Source organism: Stenotrophomonas sp. STEN225, from assembly GCF_056756445.1.
Window position 1 is genome coordinate 344,089 of sequence record NZ_JBRRBV010000001.1, and the last position, 19,596, is coordinate 363,684.

Consider the following 19,596-nt stretch of genomic DNA (forward strand, 5'->3'; position numbering starts at 1 on the left):
CTCAGGCGCGACCGGCGTCGCTGTCGTCTTCTTCGTCGTCTTCGAAGTTGACGATGACCTCGATGCCATCGTCATGCACGGTCACCACGTGGACATCGTCGGACACGGCGTCGTCATCGATCACCTCCACCTGGTCGCGGCCTTCGACCACCTCACCGAGGACGCCTTCATCCTCGCCCTCGTCGTCGGCGCCATACAGCTCGCTGGGGTTGATCAGCTGGAACACGCCGCCGACCAGCAGCTGCTGGACCACCGCGCGGCCCTTGTCCGACAGTCCGCGATAGGCGGCCGCGTCGAGCTGCTCGGCACCGGCCAGGCGCTGCGCATCCTTCACCGGCAGCGCGAAGTCCTGGCCGCTGACGTACAGGCTGGCGCCCCGCTTGGCCCGCCGCCAGGCCAGGCGGGCCCAGGGGTGGCGTTGCAGCAGAAGGCCGGACTGCAGGGCGGCGACCACCTCTTCCTGTTCCGGCGCGGCCTGGTGGGCCATCACTTCGCCGGCGGCGCGGTAGGTGGTGATGAAGCGGCCGAACCAGTCGCCCAGCTTGTCCGGGTCGTTCATGCGGATGGCGTTGAGGGCGGTGATCACCCGTGCCATCGCCACCGTGTCGATCTCGTTCGGATCGGCCGGCAGCTTCAGGTCGGGGTCCTGATAGCGGATGTTCTCGTCGGCATCGGCGATCAGGGTGTCCAGGTAGTCACTGATGAGTTCGGCCGAGGACGGCGCGCGCATGCCGAAGGAGAACGTCAGGCAGGGGTCTTCGGCGACGCCATGGTGCGGCACGTTCGGCGGCAGGTACAGCATGTCGCCCGGCGCCAGCACCCAGTCGTGGGTGGGCTTGAACACCTCCAGCAGCTTCAGTTCCACGTCCGGACGGAACCCCAGTGGCGGCCGCCGGCCCTTGATCGACTCGCTGGCATCGATCTGCCAGCGACGATGGCCCTGGGCCTGCAGCAGGAACACGTCGTACTGGTCGACGTGGGCACCGACCGAGCCGCCGGTGGCGGCGAAGCTGATCATGACGTCGTCCATGCGCCAGCGCGGGAGGAAGCGGAAGTGCTCGATCAGCGCGCGCACGTCCGGGTCCCACTTGTCCACGTCCTGCACCAGCAGGGTCCAGTCGTGGTCGGGCAGGGCGGGGAATACGTCTTCCTGGAACGGGCCGGTACGTACGCGCCAGCCGTCCTGGCGCTTGTCGTGCTCGATCAGGCGTGCCAGCACGCCTTCTTCGCAGGCCAGCCCGGCCAGGTCTTCCGGCTGCACCGGAGACTGGAAATCAGCGAAGGCGTTGCGGATCAGCAGCGGACGCTTCTGCCAGAAATCGCGCAGGAACACGGCCGGGGACATGCCCAGCGGCTGGCCGGGACGGGCGGTGACTTCGATGAGCGGGGCGGAGGACTTGCGGGCGGCCATGGGGGAATCCTTGCAGCGGAAAGCGGGAGGGCGGCGCGGCGTGCCGCCAAGGCGTCCATTGTCCGACGTTCGTTGGGATTGCGCACGTGCGGTGGTTTGTCGCGGGGTGTCCGGCCAACGGCGGAGCCCCTCGTGGCGGGTGCTTGGTCGCGTGAAGGCAAAAAGCCGTGCCTGGCCGGGCGGGTGGGCTGCGCGGGGGACGCTGCAAGTACGTCCCTGTAAGCTTGGCCGCCGCATCCATGCGGCGGACACCCCCGCGCAGCCCACCCGCCCGGCCCCTGACAGTTTCCTGCGGGGTCCGCCACGGAATGGAAAAAGAAAATCAAAGGCAACAGCGGCTCGCGCGCTGCGCTTGCCCGGCCCTGCAGAATCCAAAAAACCAAAGAGGGACGCGGCAAAGCCGCGTCCCTCCTTCACATTCCGTCCCGACAACAAATGCGCTTCGATCCGTCACCGGGATGCTGTCAGAGGTGGGGCGGATTGGGTTCGCGGGGGTGTCCGCGGCATGGATGCCGCGGCCAAGCCCCCAGGGACGGGTTCACGGCGTCCCCCGCCACCGGACCCACCCCGCCAACCTGCAGGAAACCGGTTTTTGACGTTGCAGTTGCTTCGGCTGTTGCTTCGGCGGGTGCCGGGCGCAGCCCGGCCCAAGCCCATCCCCCGCTTCCGGTACAATATCGGGCCCGTTTCCCAACTACGGTTCCCCGGACATGATGGTCCTCGAGGGCGCGCCCGCCCTGTCGCCGTTCCGCCGCGAACGTCTTGAATCCCGCCTGCAGTCCATCGCTCCCTCCCTGCGCATCAGTAGTGCCTGGCACGTCTACTTCGTGCAGCCGGAAGGCTCGGCCGTGCCCGATCAGGCCACCCTGTGCCGCATCCTGGAAGCACAGCCGCAGGCCGGGAAGGTCGCCGAAGGGGCCGTCAGCCGCATCGTGGTGCCGCGTCTGGGTACGTTGTCGCCGTGGTCGAGCAAGGCCACCGAACTGGTCCGCGGGGCCGGTCAGCCGGTCAGCCGGGTCGAGCGCGGCTTGCGTATCGACGTGCTGGGCTGGCCGGACGATGCCGCCACCCAGCAGTCGCTGGTGAAGGTGCTGCACGACCCGATGACGCAGTCGGTGCTGGACCACGTCGAGCAGGGCCAGGCCCTGTTCTCGGCGCCGGCCCGCGGTGAACTGGAGCGCGTTCCGGTGGCGCAGCTGGAAGCCGCCAACCAGCGCCTTGGCCTGGCCATGGCCCAGGACGAGATCGACTACCTGCGCGAGCGCTTCACCGCGCTGGGGCGCTCCCCGTCTGACGTGGAACTGATGATGTTCGCGCAGGCCAATTCCGAACACTGCCGGCACAAGATTTTCAACGCCAGCTGGACCATCGACGGGCAGGCGCAGGAACGCTCGCTGTTCCGCATGATCAAGAACACCCACCAGCAGACGCCGCAGCACACCCTGAGCGCGTACAGCGACAACGCTGCGGTGATCGAAGGCCATCCGGCGTCGCGTTACCGTCCGGATCCGGCCAGTGGCGAGTACCGCCGCGAGCCGCAGGTGCCCAGCGCCTTCCAGATCAAGGTTGAAACCCACAATCACCCGACCGCGATCGCGCCGTTCCCGGGGGCGTCCACCGGTGCCGGTGGCGAAATCCGCGACGAAGGCGCAACCGGCCGCGGCGGCAAGCCGAAGGCCGGCCTGACCGGCTTCTCGGTCTCGCACCTGCGCATCCCCGAGCTGCCGCAGCCGTGGGAAGCGCCGCGCGCGCTGAACCCGCGCATGGCCCCGGCGCTGGAGATCATGACCGACGGCCCGCTCGGCGGCGCTGCGTTCAACAATGAGTTCGGCCGCCCGAACCTGCTCGGTTACTTCCGCAGCTTCGAGCTGCCTGAAGGCGCTGACCTGGTCCGTGCGTACGACAAGCCGATCATGCTGGCCGGCGGCCTCGGTGCGATCGACCGTATCCAGGTCGACAAGATCCCGCTGCAGGCCGGTGATGCGGTCATCGTGCTCGGCGGTCCGGCGATGCTGATCGGCCTGGGTGGCGGTGCGGCCAGCTCGGTGGCCTCCGGTGAAAGCGCCGAAGACCTGGATTTCGCCAGCGTGCAGCGCGACAACCCGGAGATGGAGCGCCGCTGCCAGGAAGTCATCGACCGCTGCGTGGCGATGGGTGCCGACAACCCGATCAAGTTCTTCCATGACGTCGGTGCCGGTGGTCTGTCCAACGCGATTCCCGAGCTGCTGCACGATTCGAACGTGGGCGGCATCATCGACCTGGGCAAGGTGCCCACCGACGATCCGTCGTTGTCGCCGATGCAGCTGTGGTGCAACGAATCGCAGGAGCGCTACGTGCTTGGCGTCGCGCAGGAGCGACTGGCCGAGTTTGCCGCGCTGTGCGCGCGCGAGCGCTGCCCGTTCGCCGCCGTGGGCGTGGCGACCGCCGAGGAGCATCTGGTGGTGGCGTACGGCGCGGTGCCGGGCCATGTTCCCGCCGACGCACCGATCGACCTGCCGATGGACGTGCTGTTCGGCAAGCCGCCGAAAATGCACCGCGACACGGCGCACCCGCCGGCACCGCGCTGGCCGGCGCTGAAGACCGGTGGCCTGGATCTGCAGGAAGCCGGCCTGCGCGTGCTGGCGCACCCGACCGTTGCCTCGAAGAACTTCCTGGTCACCATCGGTGACCGCAGCGTCGGCGGCCTGACCGCCCGCGAGCAGATGGTCGGCCCGTGGCAGCTGCCGGTGGCCGACGTGGCCATCACCCTGGCTGATTTCGATGGCGTGGCCGGTGAGGCGATGTCGATCGGCGAGCGCACGCCGCTGGCCCTGCTCGACGCCGCGGCGTCGGCGCGCATGGCCGTGGGCGAAGCGCTGACCAACCTGTGCGCGGCCCCGGTGGATGCGCTGGATGGCATCAAGCTGTCGGCGAACTGGATGGCTGCTGCCGGCCATCCGGGCGAAGACGCGCTGCTGTACGACGCAGTGAAGGCCGTGGGCATGGAACTGTGCCCGCAGCTGGACATCAGCATCCCGGTCGGCAAGGACTCGCTGTCCATGCAGGCGCAGTGGCATGACCAGGGCGAGGCACACAAGAGCGTGTCGCCGGTGTCGCTGGTGATCTCGGCGTTCGCGCCGGTTGCCGATGTGCGCCAGCAGCTGACGCCTCTGCTTGATCGCGACGTCGACAGCGAGCTGTGGCTGATCGGTCTCGGTGCCGGCAAGCAGCGCCTGGGCGGCTCGATCCTGGCGCAGGTGCACGCCGACCACGGCGAGCTGCCGGCCTTCGCCGGTGCCGCGCCGGACCTGGACGACCCGCAGCGCCTGCGTGCCTTCTTCGAACTGATCCGGGATGCGCGCCAGTCCGGCCTGCTGCGTGCGTACCATGACCGCAGCGACGGCGGCGCGTTCGCCGCGCTGTGCGAAATGGCGTTCACCTCGCGCCTGGGCCTGGATATCGCCCTCGACGCGTGGGGCGATGACCCGTTCCGCAGCCTGTTCAATGAGGAACTGGGTGCGGTGGTGCAGATCGCCCGCGAAGATCGCGCCGCTTTTGCCGACCTGGTCGAGCGCCACGCCCTTACCGAATGCGCGCAGCGCATCGCCAGGCCGACCACCGCACCGGTGGTGCGCGTATCGCTGGCAGGCGAGAACCTGGCCGAGTGGCGCTGGGAGCAGCTGTTCGATGCGTGGTGGTCGGTCACCCATGCCATGCAGAAGCGTCGCGACAATCCGGCCAGCGCCGATGCCGAGCGCGATGTCGCCCGCGCGTTCAACGCACCGGGCCTGAAGCCGAAGCTGAGCTTCGACCTCAACGAGGATGTGGCGGCGCCGTTCATCAGCACCGGTGCGCGTCCGCGCGTGGCGGTACTGCGCGAACAGGGCGTCAACGGCCAGATCGAGATGGCCAACGCCTTCGAACGTGCAGGCTTCCGCGCGTTCGACGTGCACATGAGCGACCTGATCGAGGGGCGCGTGGCCCTGCAGGACTTCACCGGCCTGGTCGCCTGTGGCGGCTTCAGCTACGGCGATGTGCTGGGTGCCGGCCGTGGCTGGGCGACCTCGATCCTGGAACGCAGCGCGCTGCGCGATGCCTTTGCGGCGTTCTTCGAGCGCCAGGACAGCTTTGCCCTCGGCGTATGCAACGGTTGCCAGATGATGAGCCAGCTGAAGGACATCATCCCCGGCGCCGAACACTGGCCGCAGTTCCGCCGCAATGCCAGCGAGCAGTTCGAGGCCCGCACCGCACTGCTGGAAGTAGTGGAATCGCCGTCGATCCTGCTGCGTGGCATGGCCGGTTCCCGCCTGCAGGTGGCGGTGGCGCACGGCGAAGGCCAGGCGGTGTTCGACAACGCCGTCGACCAGGCCGCTGCGCGCGTGTCGCTGCGCTACATCGATGGCAACGGTGCCATTGCCCAGCAGTATCCGCTCAATCCGAACGGCTCACCGGATGGCATCACTGGCCTGACCAGCACGGACGGGCGCGTCACCATCATGATGCCGCATCCGGAGCGCACCCCGCGCGCACTCAATCTGAGCTGGGCGCCGGCCGAGTGGCAGGGTGATTCACCGTGGATGCGGATGTTCCGCAATGCCCGGGTGTGGTGCGGCTGATCGCGCACCGCTTCGCGCAGGCGTCGATGCCGATGCGTATGGAAAAACCCGCCGCATTGCCGGCGGGTTTTTCTTTGCGCGGATGAAACTCCTGTCGCCACCATGAGTTACATGCATTTCCATGCGCCAGACAATCGTCACGTGCAACTAACAAAATGGATTGATAAACGCGTGAAAAAGTGAACTGCTTCACGGCAATGTGATTTGCTGTGTCAAAGTCTTGACGATATGGAAAGTTGCCGTTAACACTTGAACCCCGTTTCAGAACCATTCATCCCGCAGTAACCGCTTGGCGCACGCGCTCGGTTTTCTGTCGCTGCGCGCCGTTCGGCAATACCCCGCAGTAAATCACGCGAATAAACGCCCCCAGGGGACGTTGGACCAGAAGGTCCGGCGGTGGCGTTGCTTTGCCCAAAACCAGTCCAATCAGGAGCCGTACCGATGAATCGGATTTATCGCAAGGTCTGGAACAAAGCACTGGGTCAGTTGGTCGTGGCCTCGGAACTGGCCTCGTCCGACAGTTGCGGCGGGGTCGTCGACCAACGCCGCGATGCGACACAGGCCAGGCCCTTTGTACTGGCTGCCGCACTGGCGCTGGCACTGGGATTGGGCATGACCGGCGTCGCCTCTGCACAGTCGGTGGAGATCGGCGGCAACGCCAACTGCGTGGTGCTCAACAGCTCGATCGTCGACAAGTGCCTGGTGGATGGCAGCGCCTCGGCCACCGGCACCAATGCGGTCGCCGTGGGCACCGGCAGCCGTGCAACCGGTGCCAACAGCGTGGCGCTGGGCGCCGGCTCGAAAGCAACGCGTGCCAATACCGTTGCCGTCGGTGATGCGGGCAAGGAACGGCAGGTGACCCACGTCGCCGCCGGCACCGAGGCAACCGATGCGGTGAACAAGGCGCAGCTGGATGCACAGGCGCGGGCCACGCAGGCGGCGTTGGCCGAAGCGACAGCCCAGAGCAGTCGCTACTTCAAGGCCGACGGCGCCGGTGATGACAGCGACGCGGCGAAGATCGAAGGGCAGGGCGCGATTGCGGTCGGCAGCGGCAGCCAGTCGCTGGCCAACGCCACTACGGCCGTCGGCACACAGGCCGTGGCCGCAGGTCTGGGCGCCAGTGCGTTCGGCCAGAACGCGTTGGCCATCGGTGATGCCAGCGTCGTCGTCGGCCAGAGTGCCGTTGCGCTCGGACTGGGAGATACCGCCGTAGGTGCCAGCGCTGTTGCGGCCAGCGAGAACGGCGCAGCGACCGCACTGGGCGCGTTGTCCGAGGCCAGTGCGGACGGCGCAACGGCGGTCGGTGGCGGAGCCGTGGCCATGGGCCCGGGCAGTACCGCCGTGGGTCGTGGCGCAACGGCCGCCAATGAAGCATCGATCGCGGTCGGTGCGTTCAGCACCGCCGTGGGTGAATACAGCACCGCGCTGGGTTCGAACTCGGCAGCGGTTGCCACCGGCAGTGTGGCGCTGGGCGCCGGCTCGCTGGCCGACCGGGTCGATACGGTATCGGTGGGCGCAGCCGAGTACGGTCTGACCCGGCAGATCACCAGTGTCGCGGCGGGTACCGAAGACACCGATGCGGCCAATGTCGGCCAACTCCGGGACGTCGCGGCCGTGGCCGATGCCACGGCCAAGCGTTTCCAGGCCACCGGCAGCAGCAACAGCGACGCCGGTGCGCTGGCCGCAGGCGATGACGCGCTGGCTGCCGGTGAAGCGGCCAACGCGCTCGGCGATGGCACCACCGCAGTCGGCGCCGGCGCCACCGCGGTCGCGCAGAACGCCACGGCGGTCGGCAACAACGCCCTGGCCGCCGGACAGAACAGCGCCGCGTTCGGCAACAACGCGCAGGCTGCAGGACCTGGCAGCGTCGCGGTGGGTGGCGCCGCCGTGGACGAGAACGGCAATCCGCTCATCACCAACGGCGGCGTGCCGGTGGAGACCGGTGCGACCAGTGCCGGTGTCGGCGGCACTGCGGTCGGTGCCAGCGCAGAGGCGGCTGGCTTCGCTGCGTCCGCCTATGGCGTGGGTGCCTATGCGGCCGGCGCGCAGTCCTCCGCATTCGGCGCGGTGGCCAACGCCATCGGCGACTACGCCACCGCAGTCGGCACCCAGAGCAACGCGACCGGCACCAGCAGCGTGGCCGTGGGTGGCCCGGCTGACCTGATTCCCGGCCTGGGCTTCTTCGTGCAGACCCAGGCCAGCGGCGAAGCCGCCACCGCTGTGGGTGCCGGCGCGATCGCCAGCGGTGACCGGACCGTGGCCAACGGCAGCCTGACCGAAGCCTCCGGCGCCGAAGCCACGGCCATCGGCTACTTCGCCTACGCACCCGGAGAAGGGGCCAGCGCGCTGGGCGCGCAGACCTGGGCCAGCGGCGCGCAGAGCACGGCGGTCGGCTACTACGCCACGGCGCGCGGCGCCAACAGTGTCGCCTTGGGCGCGAACTCTGAAGCCATCCGTGACAACAGCGTCGCCGTGGGCAGTGCCGGCAACGAGCGGCAGATCACCGGCGTCGCTGCCGGCAGTGAAGCCACCGATGCAGTGAACAAGGCGCAGCTGGACGCCGTGGCCAGCACCGCGGATACCACCGCCCATTACTTCCAGGCCCAGCCGGAAGCCGGCAGCGATGCCGGTGCGTTTGCCGAGGGAGAGGGTGCGGTGGCCGCCGGTTCGTCCAGCAACGCGATCGGCGCCGGTGCCGTCGCCCAGGGCGCGGGTGCTTCCGCCGTGGGCGATGACAGCGTCGCCATCGGTCGCAACAGTAGTGCCAGTGGCAACGGCGGGGTCGCCATCGGTGGACTGGGCCAGGCCTACGACCAGTACAACCAGCCGATCATCGGCGATGACGGTCAACCAGAACGTGTCGGCACCACCGCCGGCGCCGATGCCACCGCCGTCGGCAATGGTGCGCAGGCAACGGGTGCGTCGGGCAATGCGTTCGGCAGCGCGGCCAAAGCCACCGGCGACAACAGCGTGGCTGCCGGTGGCAAGTCGCGGGCGACCGGCAGCTACGCGGTCGCCGTGGGCGACAGTGCGTTCGCCAGCAGCGACGACAGCACCGCCGTCGGCGGCTACAGCTGGGCCACCGCCAGTGGCGCCAGCGCATTCGGTTCGGGCGCATGGGCCACCGCCACCAACGCATCCGCCTTCGGCAATGCAGCATGGGCCAGCGGCAGTGGCGCCACCTCCATCGGCTACAACAGCTGGGCCAACGGCACCAGCGCCACCGCCGTCGGCCGCGGTGCCTTCGGCTACGGCGACTACAGCGTGGCGTTGGGCTACCAGGCGCTGGGCAACACGGTCAACAGCATCGCCATCGGCACCAATACGGTGGCCGGCGGTGAAAGCGCGATCGCGCTGGGTGCCGGCAGCAACGCCAGCGGCAGCAACGCGGTCGCGTTGGGTGCAGGCTCGGTGGCTGATCGTGACCGCAGCGTGGCGGTTGGCGCTGCCGGCAACGAGCGCCAGGTGACCCACGTGGCCGCAGGTACGCAGGCCACCGATGCGGTGAACAAGGCACAGCTGGATGCCGTCGCGGCGGAAGCATCCACCACCGGCAAGTACTTCCAGGCCAGCGGCAGTGCCGACAGCGATGCTGGCGCTTACGTGGAAGGGGACAACGCACTGGCTGCCGGCGAGGCATCCAACGCCATCGGCGACGGCGCCATCGCCCTGGGCAGCGGCGCCAACGCACTGGCCAGCAACGCGCAGGCGCTGGGCTTCAATGCCGTGGCCACCGCAGCCAACGCCAGCGCGATCGGTGCCAACGCACAGGCGACCGGCGAGTACGCCACCGCGCATGGCGCGGAAAGCGAAGCCAGCGGTGAACAGAGCGCGGCCTTCGGTGCTGCCTCGATCGCCAGTGGCGCCGGCAGCACCGCCAGCGGCGTGCTGTCCGAAGCCTCCGCAGAAGAGGCGACGGCAGTGGGCTACTTCAGCACCGCCAGTGGTGAAGCGGCCACGGCGGTCGGCAGCGAGAGCGTGGCCAGCGGCACGGCCTCGGCTGCATTCGGCATCGGTGCGGAAGCCACGGGTGGCTACAGCACCGCCATCGGCGGTTTCGCCAGCGCCTCGGCGTTCAACGCCACCGCGTTCGGCAATTTTGCCAATGCCTCCGGCTCCAACAGCGTGGCGCTGGGCGGCGACTCGGAAGCCTCCGGCGACTACAGCACGGCCACCGGTCAGGGCAGCTTGGCCACCGGTACGAACAGTGTCGCTGTCGGCGGCTCGTTGTTCGGCATTCTCGCCACCGAGGCATCCGGCAACTACTCCACGGCCGTCGGTGGTGGCGCATGGTCGCCGGGCATCAACAGCACCGCGCTCGGCAATGCGGCCGAGTCGCGCGGCGCCAACAGCGTCGCGCTGGGCGCCGATTCGATTGCAGACCGTGACAACACGGTATCGGTCGGTGGTGGTGGCAACACCCGCCAGGTGACCAACGTGGCGGCAGGTACCGAAGGCACCGATGCGGTCAACAAGAACCAGCTGGACGCCGTGGCGTCGGTGGCCGAGAGCACCAGCCGCTACTTCCAGGCCAGTGGCAGTGCCGACAGCGATGCCGGCGCCTACGTGGAAGGTGACAACGCGCTGGCGGCCGGCGAAGCGGCCAACGCGATCGGCAACGGTGCCACCGCACTGGGCAGTGGCGCGACGGCGGTCGCCGCCAGTGCCACCGCGGTGGGCCTGGACAGCCTGGCCAGCGGCAGCAATGCCGCAGCGGTGGGCAGCAACGCACAGGCCACGGGTGAAAACAGTGCGGCACTGGGCAACGGTGCGGTTGCCAGCGAGATCGGCAGCACGGCGACCGGCGCGGGCGCACAGGCCACGGCGGTGTACAGCACCGCCAACGGCTCGGAAGCGCTGGCCAGCGGTGCGCAGTCGCTGGCCAGCGGCTTCCGCAGCGCGGCGTCGGCCGATGGCACCACGGCGGTCGGTGGTTACAGCGAGGCAACGGGTCGCCTCGGCACCGCGCTCGGCTATGGCACCGCCGCGACCGGCGCCAACACCACGGCCGTCGGCTTCGGTGCGGCCGCGGCCGGTACCGGAGCCGTGGCGGTGGGCCAGTCCAGTGAAGCCAGCGGCGATGAAAGCGTCGCCATCGGTGGCAGCACCTTCTTTGGTCTGATCCCGGCCCGCGCCAGCGGCTACGGCGCCGCGGCGTTCGGTGCGGGTGCATGGGCCACCGACGACTACGCCACCGCCATCGGCTGGAACTCGTGGGCCGACGCAGCTGATTCCACCGCACTGGGCGCCAATGCCACCGCCAACGGCAGCAACAGCGTCGCCCTCGGTGCTGCCTCGAAGGCAGACCGCGACAACACGGTGGCGGTTGGCAGCACGGGCAGCGAACGCCAGGTCACCCATGTCGCCGCGGGTACCGAAGGCACCGATGCGGTCAACAAGAACCAGCTGGACGCCGTGGCGTCGGTGGCTGAGAACACCAGCCGCTACTTCCAGGCCAGTGGCAGTGCCGACAGCGATGCCGGCGCCTACGTGGAAGGTGACAACGCGCTGGCCGCCGGCGAAGCGGCCAACGCGATCGGCAACGGTGCCACCGCACTGGGCAGTGGCGCGACGGCGGTCGCCGCCAATGCCGCTGCCGTGGGCTTCAACGCGGTGGCGACGGGTGAGGATGGCGTGGCCATCGGCAACAGCGCCAGCAGTACCGCTGGCGGCGCGATCGCCCTCGGTGCGCAGAGCAGCAGCGCCGGGCCGGCCAGCGTCGCCCTGGGCGCGCAGTCGGAAGCGGAGGGCATCGGTGCCGTTGCAGTAGGTGGCATCGCCCAGGCCACTGGCCTGGCCGCTACCGCCGTCGGCTACGGGGCCACGGCCGACGGTCGCGAAGCGACTGCGGTCGGCAACTTCGCCTATGCCAATGGCTGGCAGTCCACAGCCTACGGTGCGGGTGCCACGTCCAGCTTCTTCGGCACGGCCCTGGGCAGTGGCGCGCAGGCGGCCGACGTCGCCACGGCGGTCGGCCAGGGCACCACCGCGCAGATCGCCGGTGCGGGTTTCGGCGTACAGGCACGCGCCGGCGAGTACGGTACCGCGCTCGGCAACAACGCGGCCACCGGCCTCAATGGCGTGGCGGTGGGCTTCAACGCACTGGCCGGGCAGGATGCCAACAGCGTCGGCAGCGGTCAGCACACTACCGCCATCGGCAGCGAGGCGTGGGCGACCGAGGACGGGGCCACCGTGGTCGGCTACAACAGCTACGCGCAGGCAACCAATGCCACGGTGCTGGGCAGCAACACCTGGACGACCAAGGCCGCCGACAACAGCGTCGCGCTGGGTGCCGGATCGCTGGCGGATCGTGCCAACGCGGTATCGGTCGGTGCGGCGCAGGACTGGGTTGATGCGGCGGGTGTTACCCACAGCGCGATCAACCGCCAGGTCACCAATGTCGCGGCCGGTACCCAGGCGACCGATGCGGTGAACAAGGGCCAGCTGGATGTGGTGGCGGCTACCGCCGACGCCACCGGCCGCCACTTCCGTGCGACCGGGACCGGGACCGCCAGCGCCACGGGCAGCAACGCGGTCGCCGTCGGTTCCGGTGCCAGTGCCAGCGGCAACCGCAGCAATGCGCTGGGCAGCAGTGCCAGCGCCATCGGCAATGCGGCGCTGGCCGTCGGCGCCAACGCCGGCGCGACCGGTGCGAACTCGGTGGCGCTGGGCAGTGGCGCGCGCGCGCTGGACGCCAATGTGGTGTCCGTCGGCGGTGGCAACGGTACCGATGGTCCGGCGACGCGCCGCATCGTCAACGTCGCCGACGGTCGCATCGCCGCAGGCAGCAGCGACGCGGTCACCGGTTCGCAGCTCAACGTCACCAACCAGCGCGTCGGTGCGGTGGAAACCCGGGTCGGCGATTTCGATTCGCGTATCGCGACCGTGGAAACGTCCACTGCCAATGCGGTCGGTTATGACGACGCCAGCCGCGACCGGCTGACCCTGGCCGGCATCGAGGGCACCACGATCGACAATGTCGGCGCCGGCAGCATCGCCGCAGGCAGTCGCCAGGCGATCAATGGCGGCCAGCTGTTCCAGTCGCTCAGCGATGCCGCCAGCTTCCTCGGCGGTGGCGCCAGTGTCGGCATGCAGGGTGTGTTCGTCGCGCCGAACTACGTGATCCAGGGCGCCAGCTACAGCAATGTCGGCGATGCGCTCGGCGCACTGGACCGCAAGGTCAGCGAGATCGACCAGCGCACCGGGGGGGCGAACCGCTCCCGCACCGCCAGCCTGCGTTCGACCAGCACGCCGCTGGAGGGGGGCGCCGGCAGCCTGGCCGCGGAGACGGCCAGCGCCGATGCCGTCCCCACCGTGGCCACTGCCAGCAGCGCCCGGGTACAGGGCGCGCCGACCGCCGCCGCAGCGGGCTCGGGCATCCCGGTCGCCACACCGGCAGCGGGTTTCAACGCGGTCACCGTGGGAGAGGGCGCCGTTGCCAGCGGCGCATCGTCCACGGCCATCGGCCAGGGGGCCAGTGCGACGGCCGCCAACGCCGTGGCGCTGGGCCAGGGCTCGGTTGCCGATCGTGCCAACACCGTCTCTGTCGGCAGCGAAGGCAACGAGCGCCAGGTCACCAATGTCGCGGCCGGCAGCGCTGCCACCGACGCGGTCAACAAGGGTCAGCTGGACCGTGGTGTCGCCACGGCCAACAGCTACACCGATGGCCAGGTGAAGGCCGTGACCGACAGCTTCGATGTGTTCAAGGGCGAAGTCGATGGCCGCCTGCGTCATATGGACCGTCGCATCGATCGCCAGGGCGCGATGAGCGCGGCGATGCTCAACATGGCCACCAGCGCCGCCGGCATCCGTACCCAGAACCGGGTCGGCGTCGGTGTCGGCTTCCAGGGCGGCGAGTCGGCGTTGTCGCTGGGTTACCAGCGTGCAATCAGCGACCGCGCCACGGTCACCTTCGGCGGAGCCTTCAGCAGCGACGACAGCTCGGTCGGCGTTGGTGCCGGCTTCGGCTGGTAAGCCACTCCATCGCGCCGGCGGCCACCCACGCCGGCGCCACACCCGCAACGAGGGCCTGGGGGGAGGTCACGGCAATCCCGGCTGGGCCGGCCGGGAGTCGTCAAGGAATGATGGCCGCAGTGTTGGTTCGATCCATGACCCAGAAGAGGAATTTCGACGTGATCAAGAAGCAGAACCTTCGCATCAACGTGCTTGCCGCCGCCGTGCTGTCGATGACCGCCGTCGGTGCCGTCCATGCCGCCGGGTTGCCGACGCAGGAACCGGCGCGCCAGGCGCGCACCGCACAGCCGGGCACCGACCGCATCATCGTCAAGTACCGCGCCGGCACGGCCGCTGCGCTGGATCGTTCGGCCAAGCTGTCCACGGTGCAGTCGGCGCTGACCCGCGCCAGCCTGTCCGGCGGCACTGCGCGCGCCAGTACCCTGGGCCCGCAGGTCGTGCGCAAGCTCGGCGTCGGCGCCGATGTGATCCGCCTGCAGGGCCGTCTGGCCCCGGCTGAACTGCAGCGCGTGCTGAAGGAGCTGAAGGCTGATCCGGCGGTGCAGTACGCCGAGGCCGACGTGAAGCTGCGCCGCAGCGAACTGCGTGCGGGCGATGTGCAGCCGGCGCTGGTGCCGAACGACCAGTACTACCAGCAGTACCAGTGGCACCTGCACAACGCGACCGGCGGCATCAACGCGCCGGCGGCCTGGGATGTTTCGCAGGGCGAGGGCGTGGTGGTGGCGGTGCTCGACACCGGCATCCTGCCGCAGCACCCGGATCTGGTCGGCAACCTGCTGGAGGGCTACGACTTCATCAGCGATGCCGAGACCTCACGTCGCGCTACCGACGACCGTGTACCGGGCGCACAGGACTATGGCGACTGGGTCGAGAACGACAACGAGTGCTACACCGGTTCGCTGGCTGAAGACAGCTCCTGGCACGGCACGCACGTCGCCGGCACCGTGGCCGAGCAGACCAACAACGGTGTCGGCATGGCCGGCGTCGCGCACAAGGCCAAGGTGCTGCCGGTCCGCGTACTCGGCAAGTGTGGCGGCTACCTCTCCGACATCGCCGACGCCATCACCTGGGCCTCCGGTGGCACCGTGACCGGCATTCCGGCCAATACCAATCCGGCCGAAGTCATCAACATGAGCCTGGGTGGCAGCGGCAGCTGCGATGGCACCTACCAGGATGCGATCAATGGCGCGATCTCGCGCGGCACCACGGTCGTGGTGGCCGCCGGCAACGAGACCGACAACGCGTCCAATTACCGTCCTGCCAGCTGCGCTGGTGTGGTGACGGTGGGGGCCACCCGCATCACCGGCGGCATCACCTACTACTCCAACTACGGCACCCGCGTCGATCTTTCCGGCCCCGGTGGTGGTGGCAGCGTGGACGGGAATCCGGGTGGCTATGTCTGGCAGGCAGGTTCCGACGCGGCGACCACGCCGGATTCGGGCAGCTACAGCTACATGGGCATGGGCGGTACCTCGATGGCCTCGCCGCACGTCGCGGCGGTGGCGGCACTGGTGCAGAGCGCGTTGATCGCCGATGGCAAGGAGCCGCTGGCTCCGGCAGCCATGCGTACCCTGCTCAAGGAAACCGCACGCCCGTTCCCGGTGGCCATCCCGTCGGCGACCCCGATCGGTACCGGCATCGTCGACGCCAAGGCCGCACTGGCCAAGGCGCTGGAGGAACCGTGCACCGAGGACTGCGGCCCGGTAGCCACGCCGCTGACCAACAAGGTCGCTGTCGGCGGCCTGTCCGGTGCGACCGGCGGCAGTGCCCTGTACAGCTTCGAAGCGGTGGCGGGCAAATCGCTGAGCGTGATCACCTACGGTGGCAGTGGCAACGTGTCGGTGTACCTGGCCCAGGGCCGCGAGCCCAGCGCGAGCGACAACGATGCCAAGTCCACACGTGCGGGCAACGCCGAAACCGTGCGCGTCAACAAGCCGGTGGCCGGCACGTACTACGTCAAGGTGGTGGGTGAAGCCGCCTACAGCGGGGTGACCATCCTCGCCACGCAGTAACGCCATCACACTGTCGTAGATGAACTGGCGACGCCCGTCACCCCGCGGTGGCGGGCGTTGTCATTTTTCGAAAGGCGGCGCGATGGCGGCGGAAACCACGGCTTAACTGCTAAAGTCGGGCCGATCGACAGGAGAGTCACGTGAACGCGCTCGCTGCAACCACTGCCGACGACGCCGAGAGCCGCATCCTGGATGCGCTGCTGGCGCGTGGGCGGCTCAAGGAAGGAGACCTGGCCCGGGCGCGGCCGCTGCATGCCGAGGCCGGCGGCAGCCTGCTCGGCCTGCTGGTGCGCCTGGGGCTGGTGTCCGAGCGGGACCAGGCGCAGGCCAGCGCGGATGTGCTGGGCCTGCCACTGCTGGAAGGCAAGCAGGTGCCCGAGACGCCGCCGCAGCCCCTCGCCGAAGGCCTGCCGCTGTCGCTGCGCTTCCTCAAGCAGTTCCACGTCTGCCCGCTGGCGCTGGATGAACACGGCGTACGGCTGTGGTTGGCCGATGCCCACGATGTCTACCCGCAGCAGGCCGTGCAGCTGGCCCTGGGCGTGCCGGTCACGCCGGTGCTGGGCATGCGGGCGGAGATCGACGATCTGGTCGAGCGCTGGTTCGGCCAGGGCCGCAGCGCCATGGGGGCGATCGTGGAAACCGCCGATGGTGAAGGCGGCGCGGTGGACGACATCGAGCATCTGCGTGACCTGGCCTCGGAAGCGCCGGTAATCCGCCTGGTCAACCTGGTGATCCAGCGCGCGGTGGAACTGCGTGCCTCGGACATCCATGTCGAACCCTTCGAAAGCCGTTTGAAAGTCCGTTACCGCGTCGATGGCGTGCTGGTGGAGGGCGAGAGCCCACCCGCCAACCTGACCGCCGCGGTCATCAGCCGCATCAAGATCATGGCCCGGCTCAACATCGCCGAGCGCCGCCTGCCGCAGGACGGCCGCATCATGCTGCGCGTGCAGGGCAAGGAGCTGGACCTTCGCGTCAGCACGGTGCCGACCGCACACGGCGAGAGTGTGGTGATGCGCCTGCTTGACCGCGAAACCGTGGTGTTCGATTTCCATCGGCTTGGCTTCACCGATGCATTCCTGCCGCAGTTCCGCAAGGTCCTGGAGCAGCCGCACGGCATCCTGCTGGTGACCGGCCCGACCGGTTCGGGCAAGACCACGACGCTGTACACCGCGTTGAGCCAGCTCAATACCGCCGACGTCAAGATCATCACGGTCGAAGACCCGGTCGAGTACCAGATCGAAGGCATCAACCAGATCCAGGCCAAGCCGCAGATCGGCCTGGACTTCGCCAATGCGCTGCGCAGCATCGTGCGCCAGGATCCGGACATCATCATGATCGGCGAAATGCGCGATCTGGAGACCGCGCGCATCGCGATCCAGTCGGCGCTGACCGGCCATCTGGTGCTGTCCACCCTGCACACCAACAATGCCGCCGGTGGCATCACCCGGCTGCTCGACATGGGTGTGGAGGACTATCTGCTGACCTCCACCATCAACGGCATCCTCGCGCAGCGTCTGGTGCGCCGCCTGGAACCGACCCACGCCGAGCGCTACCCGGCGTCACCGGAAGAGATCGATCGTTTCGAGCTGCGCCGCCTGCAGCCGGAGGGGGCGATTCACCTGTACCGGCCGCGCCCCTCGGCACTGGCACCGACCGGCTACCTGGGCCGCACCACCATCATGGAATTCCTGGTGATGAACGACGCGCTGCGGCGCGCGGTGATGCGCCGCGATGGCATGGGCGAGCTGGAGCGCATCGCGCGCGAAGGCGGCATGCGCACCATGTACGAGGATGGCCTGGCCAAGGCTCTTGCCGGGCAGACGACCATCGAGGAAGTCCTGCGTGTGACGGAGGAGAGCTGATGCGCGCCGGAGCCCGGGGCTGACATGCCGAACTACCGCTACAAGGCCCTCAATCCGCATGGCGAGATCTTCGACGGGCAGATGGAAGCGGCCAGCGAGGCCGACCTGATCGCGCGCCTGCAGGACCAGGGGCATCTGCCGATGGAAACCCAGCTGGCCGATGCGGGGTCCATCGGCGGGGGCAGCTGGCGCAACCTGTTCCACCAGCGCCCGCTGCAGGGCCCGGCGCTGCTGCAGTTCACCCAGCAGCTGGCGACCCTGCTCGGTGCCGGCCAACCGCTGGATCGCGCGCTGTCGATCCTCCTGGGCCTGCCCGAGGACGAGCGCTCGCGTCGTGCGATCACCGACATCCGCGACGTGGTGCGCGGTGGTGCGCCGCTGTCGACCGCGCTGGAGCGCCAGCATGGCCTGTTCTCGCGCCTGTACGTGAACATGGTGCGTGCCGGCGAGGCCGGCGGCAGCCTGCATGAGACACTGCAGCGGCTGGCCGATTACCTTGAGCGCGCGCGTGCGCTGCAGGGCAAGGTGATCAATGCGCTGGTCTACCCGGCCATCCTGCTGGTGGTGGTGGGCGGCGCGCTGCTGTTCCTGCTGGGTTACGTCGTGCCGCAGTTCGCGCAGATGTACGAGAGCCTGGACGTGGCGCTGCCGTGGTTCACCAATGCCGTGCTGCAGCTGGGCCTGTTCGTGCGCGACTGGTGGATCCTGCTGCTGGTGGTACCGGGCGTGCTGGCCCTGCTGTTCGAGCGCAAGCTGCGGCAGCCGGCCTTCCGCCTGGCCCTCGACGGCTGGCTGCTGCAACGGCGCAGCATCGGCCGCCTGCTCGGCGAGCTGGAAACCGCACGGCTGGCGCGCACGCTGGGGACGCTGCTGCGTAACGGTGTGCCGCTGCTGGGTGCGCTGGGCATCGCCCGCAACGTACTGGGCAATCGCGCGCTGGCAGCCGACGTGGATACCGCCGCCGACGAGGTCAAGAACGGTGCGGGCCTGTCGCTGGCACTGTCGCGCGGCAAGCGCTTTCCGCGGCTTGCCCTGCAGATGATCCAGGTCGGCGAGGAATCCGGCGCGCTGGACACCATGCTGCTGAAGGCGGCGGATACCTTCGAGCAGGACAGCGCCCGGCGCATCGATCGCCTGCTGGCGGCGATGGTCCCGGCGATCACCCTGGTGCTGGCTTCGGTGGTCGGTGCGGTCATCGTCGCCGTGCTGGTCCCGCTGTACGACCTGACCAATGCCATCGGTTGACGATGGACTCTTCCGCACTTCGACCCAACGCAACCGAAAGGACCGATCATGATCGCTAACCGTCGACCCATCCGCCTGTCCTTCACCGCCGCGCGGCACCAGTCGGGCATGAGCCTGCTGGAGATCATCATCGTCATCGTGTTGATCGGCGCGGTGCTGACCCTGGTGGCCAGCCGCGTGCTGGGCGGTGCCGACCGGGGCAAGGCCAACATCGCCAAGGCGCAGGTGCAGACCGTGGCATCCAAGATCGACAACTACCAGATCGATACCGGCAAGCTGCCGGGCGCGCTCACCGATCTGGTGACCGCACCGGCCGGCGTTGGCGGTTGGCTCGGCCCGTACGCCAAGCCGGCCGACCTCAACGATCCGTGGGGGCACGCGCTGGAGTACCGCGCACCCGGCGAAGGCCAGCCGTATGAGCTGATCAGCCTGGGCAAGGACGGCAAGGCCGGTGGTAGCAGCGTCGATGCCGACATCCGCTACCAGCCGTAATCCCG

General features: G+C 69.0%; 7 protein-coding genes. 6 read left to right on the top strand and 1 reads right to left on the bottom strand.

The genetic code is table 11. The annotated features are described in order from the left end of the window. Position 1: 1 nt before the first annotated feature. Complete coding sequence (locus tag ACVOJ1_RS01645; protein ID WP_253119561.1) at positions 2–1,411, bottom strand: ribosomal protein uL16 3-hydroxylase; 1,410 nt, start codon at positions 1,409–1,411, stop codon at positions 2–4. A gap of 710 nt (positions 1,412–2,121) precedes the next feature. Here ACVOJ1_RS01645 and purL point away from each other — a divergent pair. The 6 genes from purL (at position 2,122) to gspG (ending at position 19,591) form a co-directional block, all read left to right on the top strand. After that, positions 2,122–6,006 (top strand): phosphoribosylformylglycinamidine synthase, encoded by a 3,885-nt coding sequence (gene purL, locus ACVOJ1_RS01650; protein ID WP_346479915.1) that lies wholly within the window; start codon positions 2,122–2,124, stop codon positions 6,004–6,006. A gap of 441 nt (positions 6,007–6,447) precedes the next feature. Continuing rightward, on the top strand, positions 6,448–13,980 hold the full coding sequence (locus tag ACVOJ1_RS01655) for an ESPR-type extended signal peptide-containing protein (RefSeq protein WP_346479916.1): 7,533 nt from the start codon (positions 6,448–6,450) through the stop codon (positions 13,978–13,980). Positions 13,981–14,138: 158 nt separating this feature from the next. Further along, the gene (locus tag ACVOJ1_RS01660; protein ID WP_065182835.1) at positions 14,139–15,992 is read left to right on the top strand and encodes a S8 family peptidase; all 1,854 of its coding nucleotides are present in this window, start codon (positions 14,139–14,141) and stop codon (positions 15,990–15,992) included. 140 nt (positions 15,993–16,132) lie between these two features. After that, complete coding sequence (gene gspE / locus ACVOJ1_RS01665; protein ID WP_346479917.1) at positions 16,133–17,854, top strand: type II secretion system ATPase GspE; 1,722 nt, start codon at positions 16,133–16,135, stop codon at positions 17,852–17,854. A gap of 24 nt (positions 17,855–17,878) precedes the next feature. Continuing rightward, positions 17,879–19,099 (top strand): type II secretion system protein XpsF, encoded by a 1,221-nt coding sequence (gene xpsF / locus ACVOJ1_RS01670; RefSeq protein ID WP_065175845.1) that lies wholly within the window; start codon positions 17,879–17,881, stop codon positions 19,097–19,099. A gap of 48 nt (positions 19,100–19,147) precedes the next feature. Further along, positions 19,148–19,591 carry a type II secretion system major pseudopilin GspG gene (gene gspG, locus ACVOJ1_RS01675; protein WP_053520019.1) on the top strand — a complete coding sequence of 148 codons (444 nt, stop codon included), beginning with the start codon at positions 19,148–19,150 and terminating at the stop codon, positions 19,589–19,591. Positions 19,592–19,596 lie beyond the last annotated feature (5 nt).

Excerpts from the sequence above, each read along its gene's own strand:
- ACVOJ1_RS01645 (WP_253119561.1), bottom strand. The coding sequence starts at position 1,411 with ATGGCCGCCCGCAAGTCCTCCGCCCCGCTCATCGAAGTCACCGCCCGT.
- purL (WP_346479915.1), top strand. The coding sequence starts at position 2,122 with ATGATGGTCCTCGAGGGCGCGCCCGCCCTGTCGCCGTTCCGCCGCGAA.
- ACVOJ1_RS01655 (WP_346479916.1), top strand. The coding sequence starts at position 6,448 with ATGAATCGGATTTATCGCAAGGTCTGGAACAAAGCACTGGGTCAGTTG.
- xpsF (WP_065175845.1), top strand. The coding sequence starts at position 17,879 with ATGCCGAACTACCGCTACAAGGCCCTCAATCCGCATGGCGAGATCTTC.
- gspG (WP_053520019.1), top strand. The coding sequence starts at position 19,148 with ATGATCGCTAACCGTCGACCCATCCGCCTGTCCTTCACCGCCGCGCGG.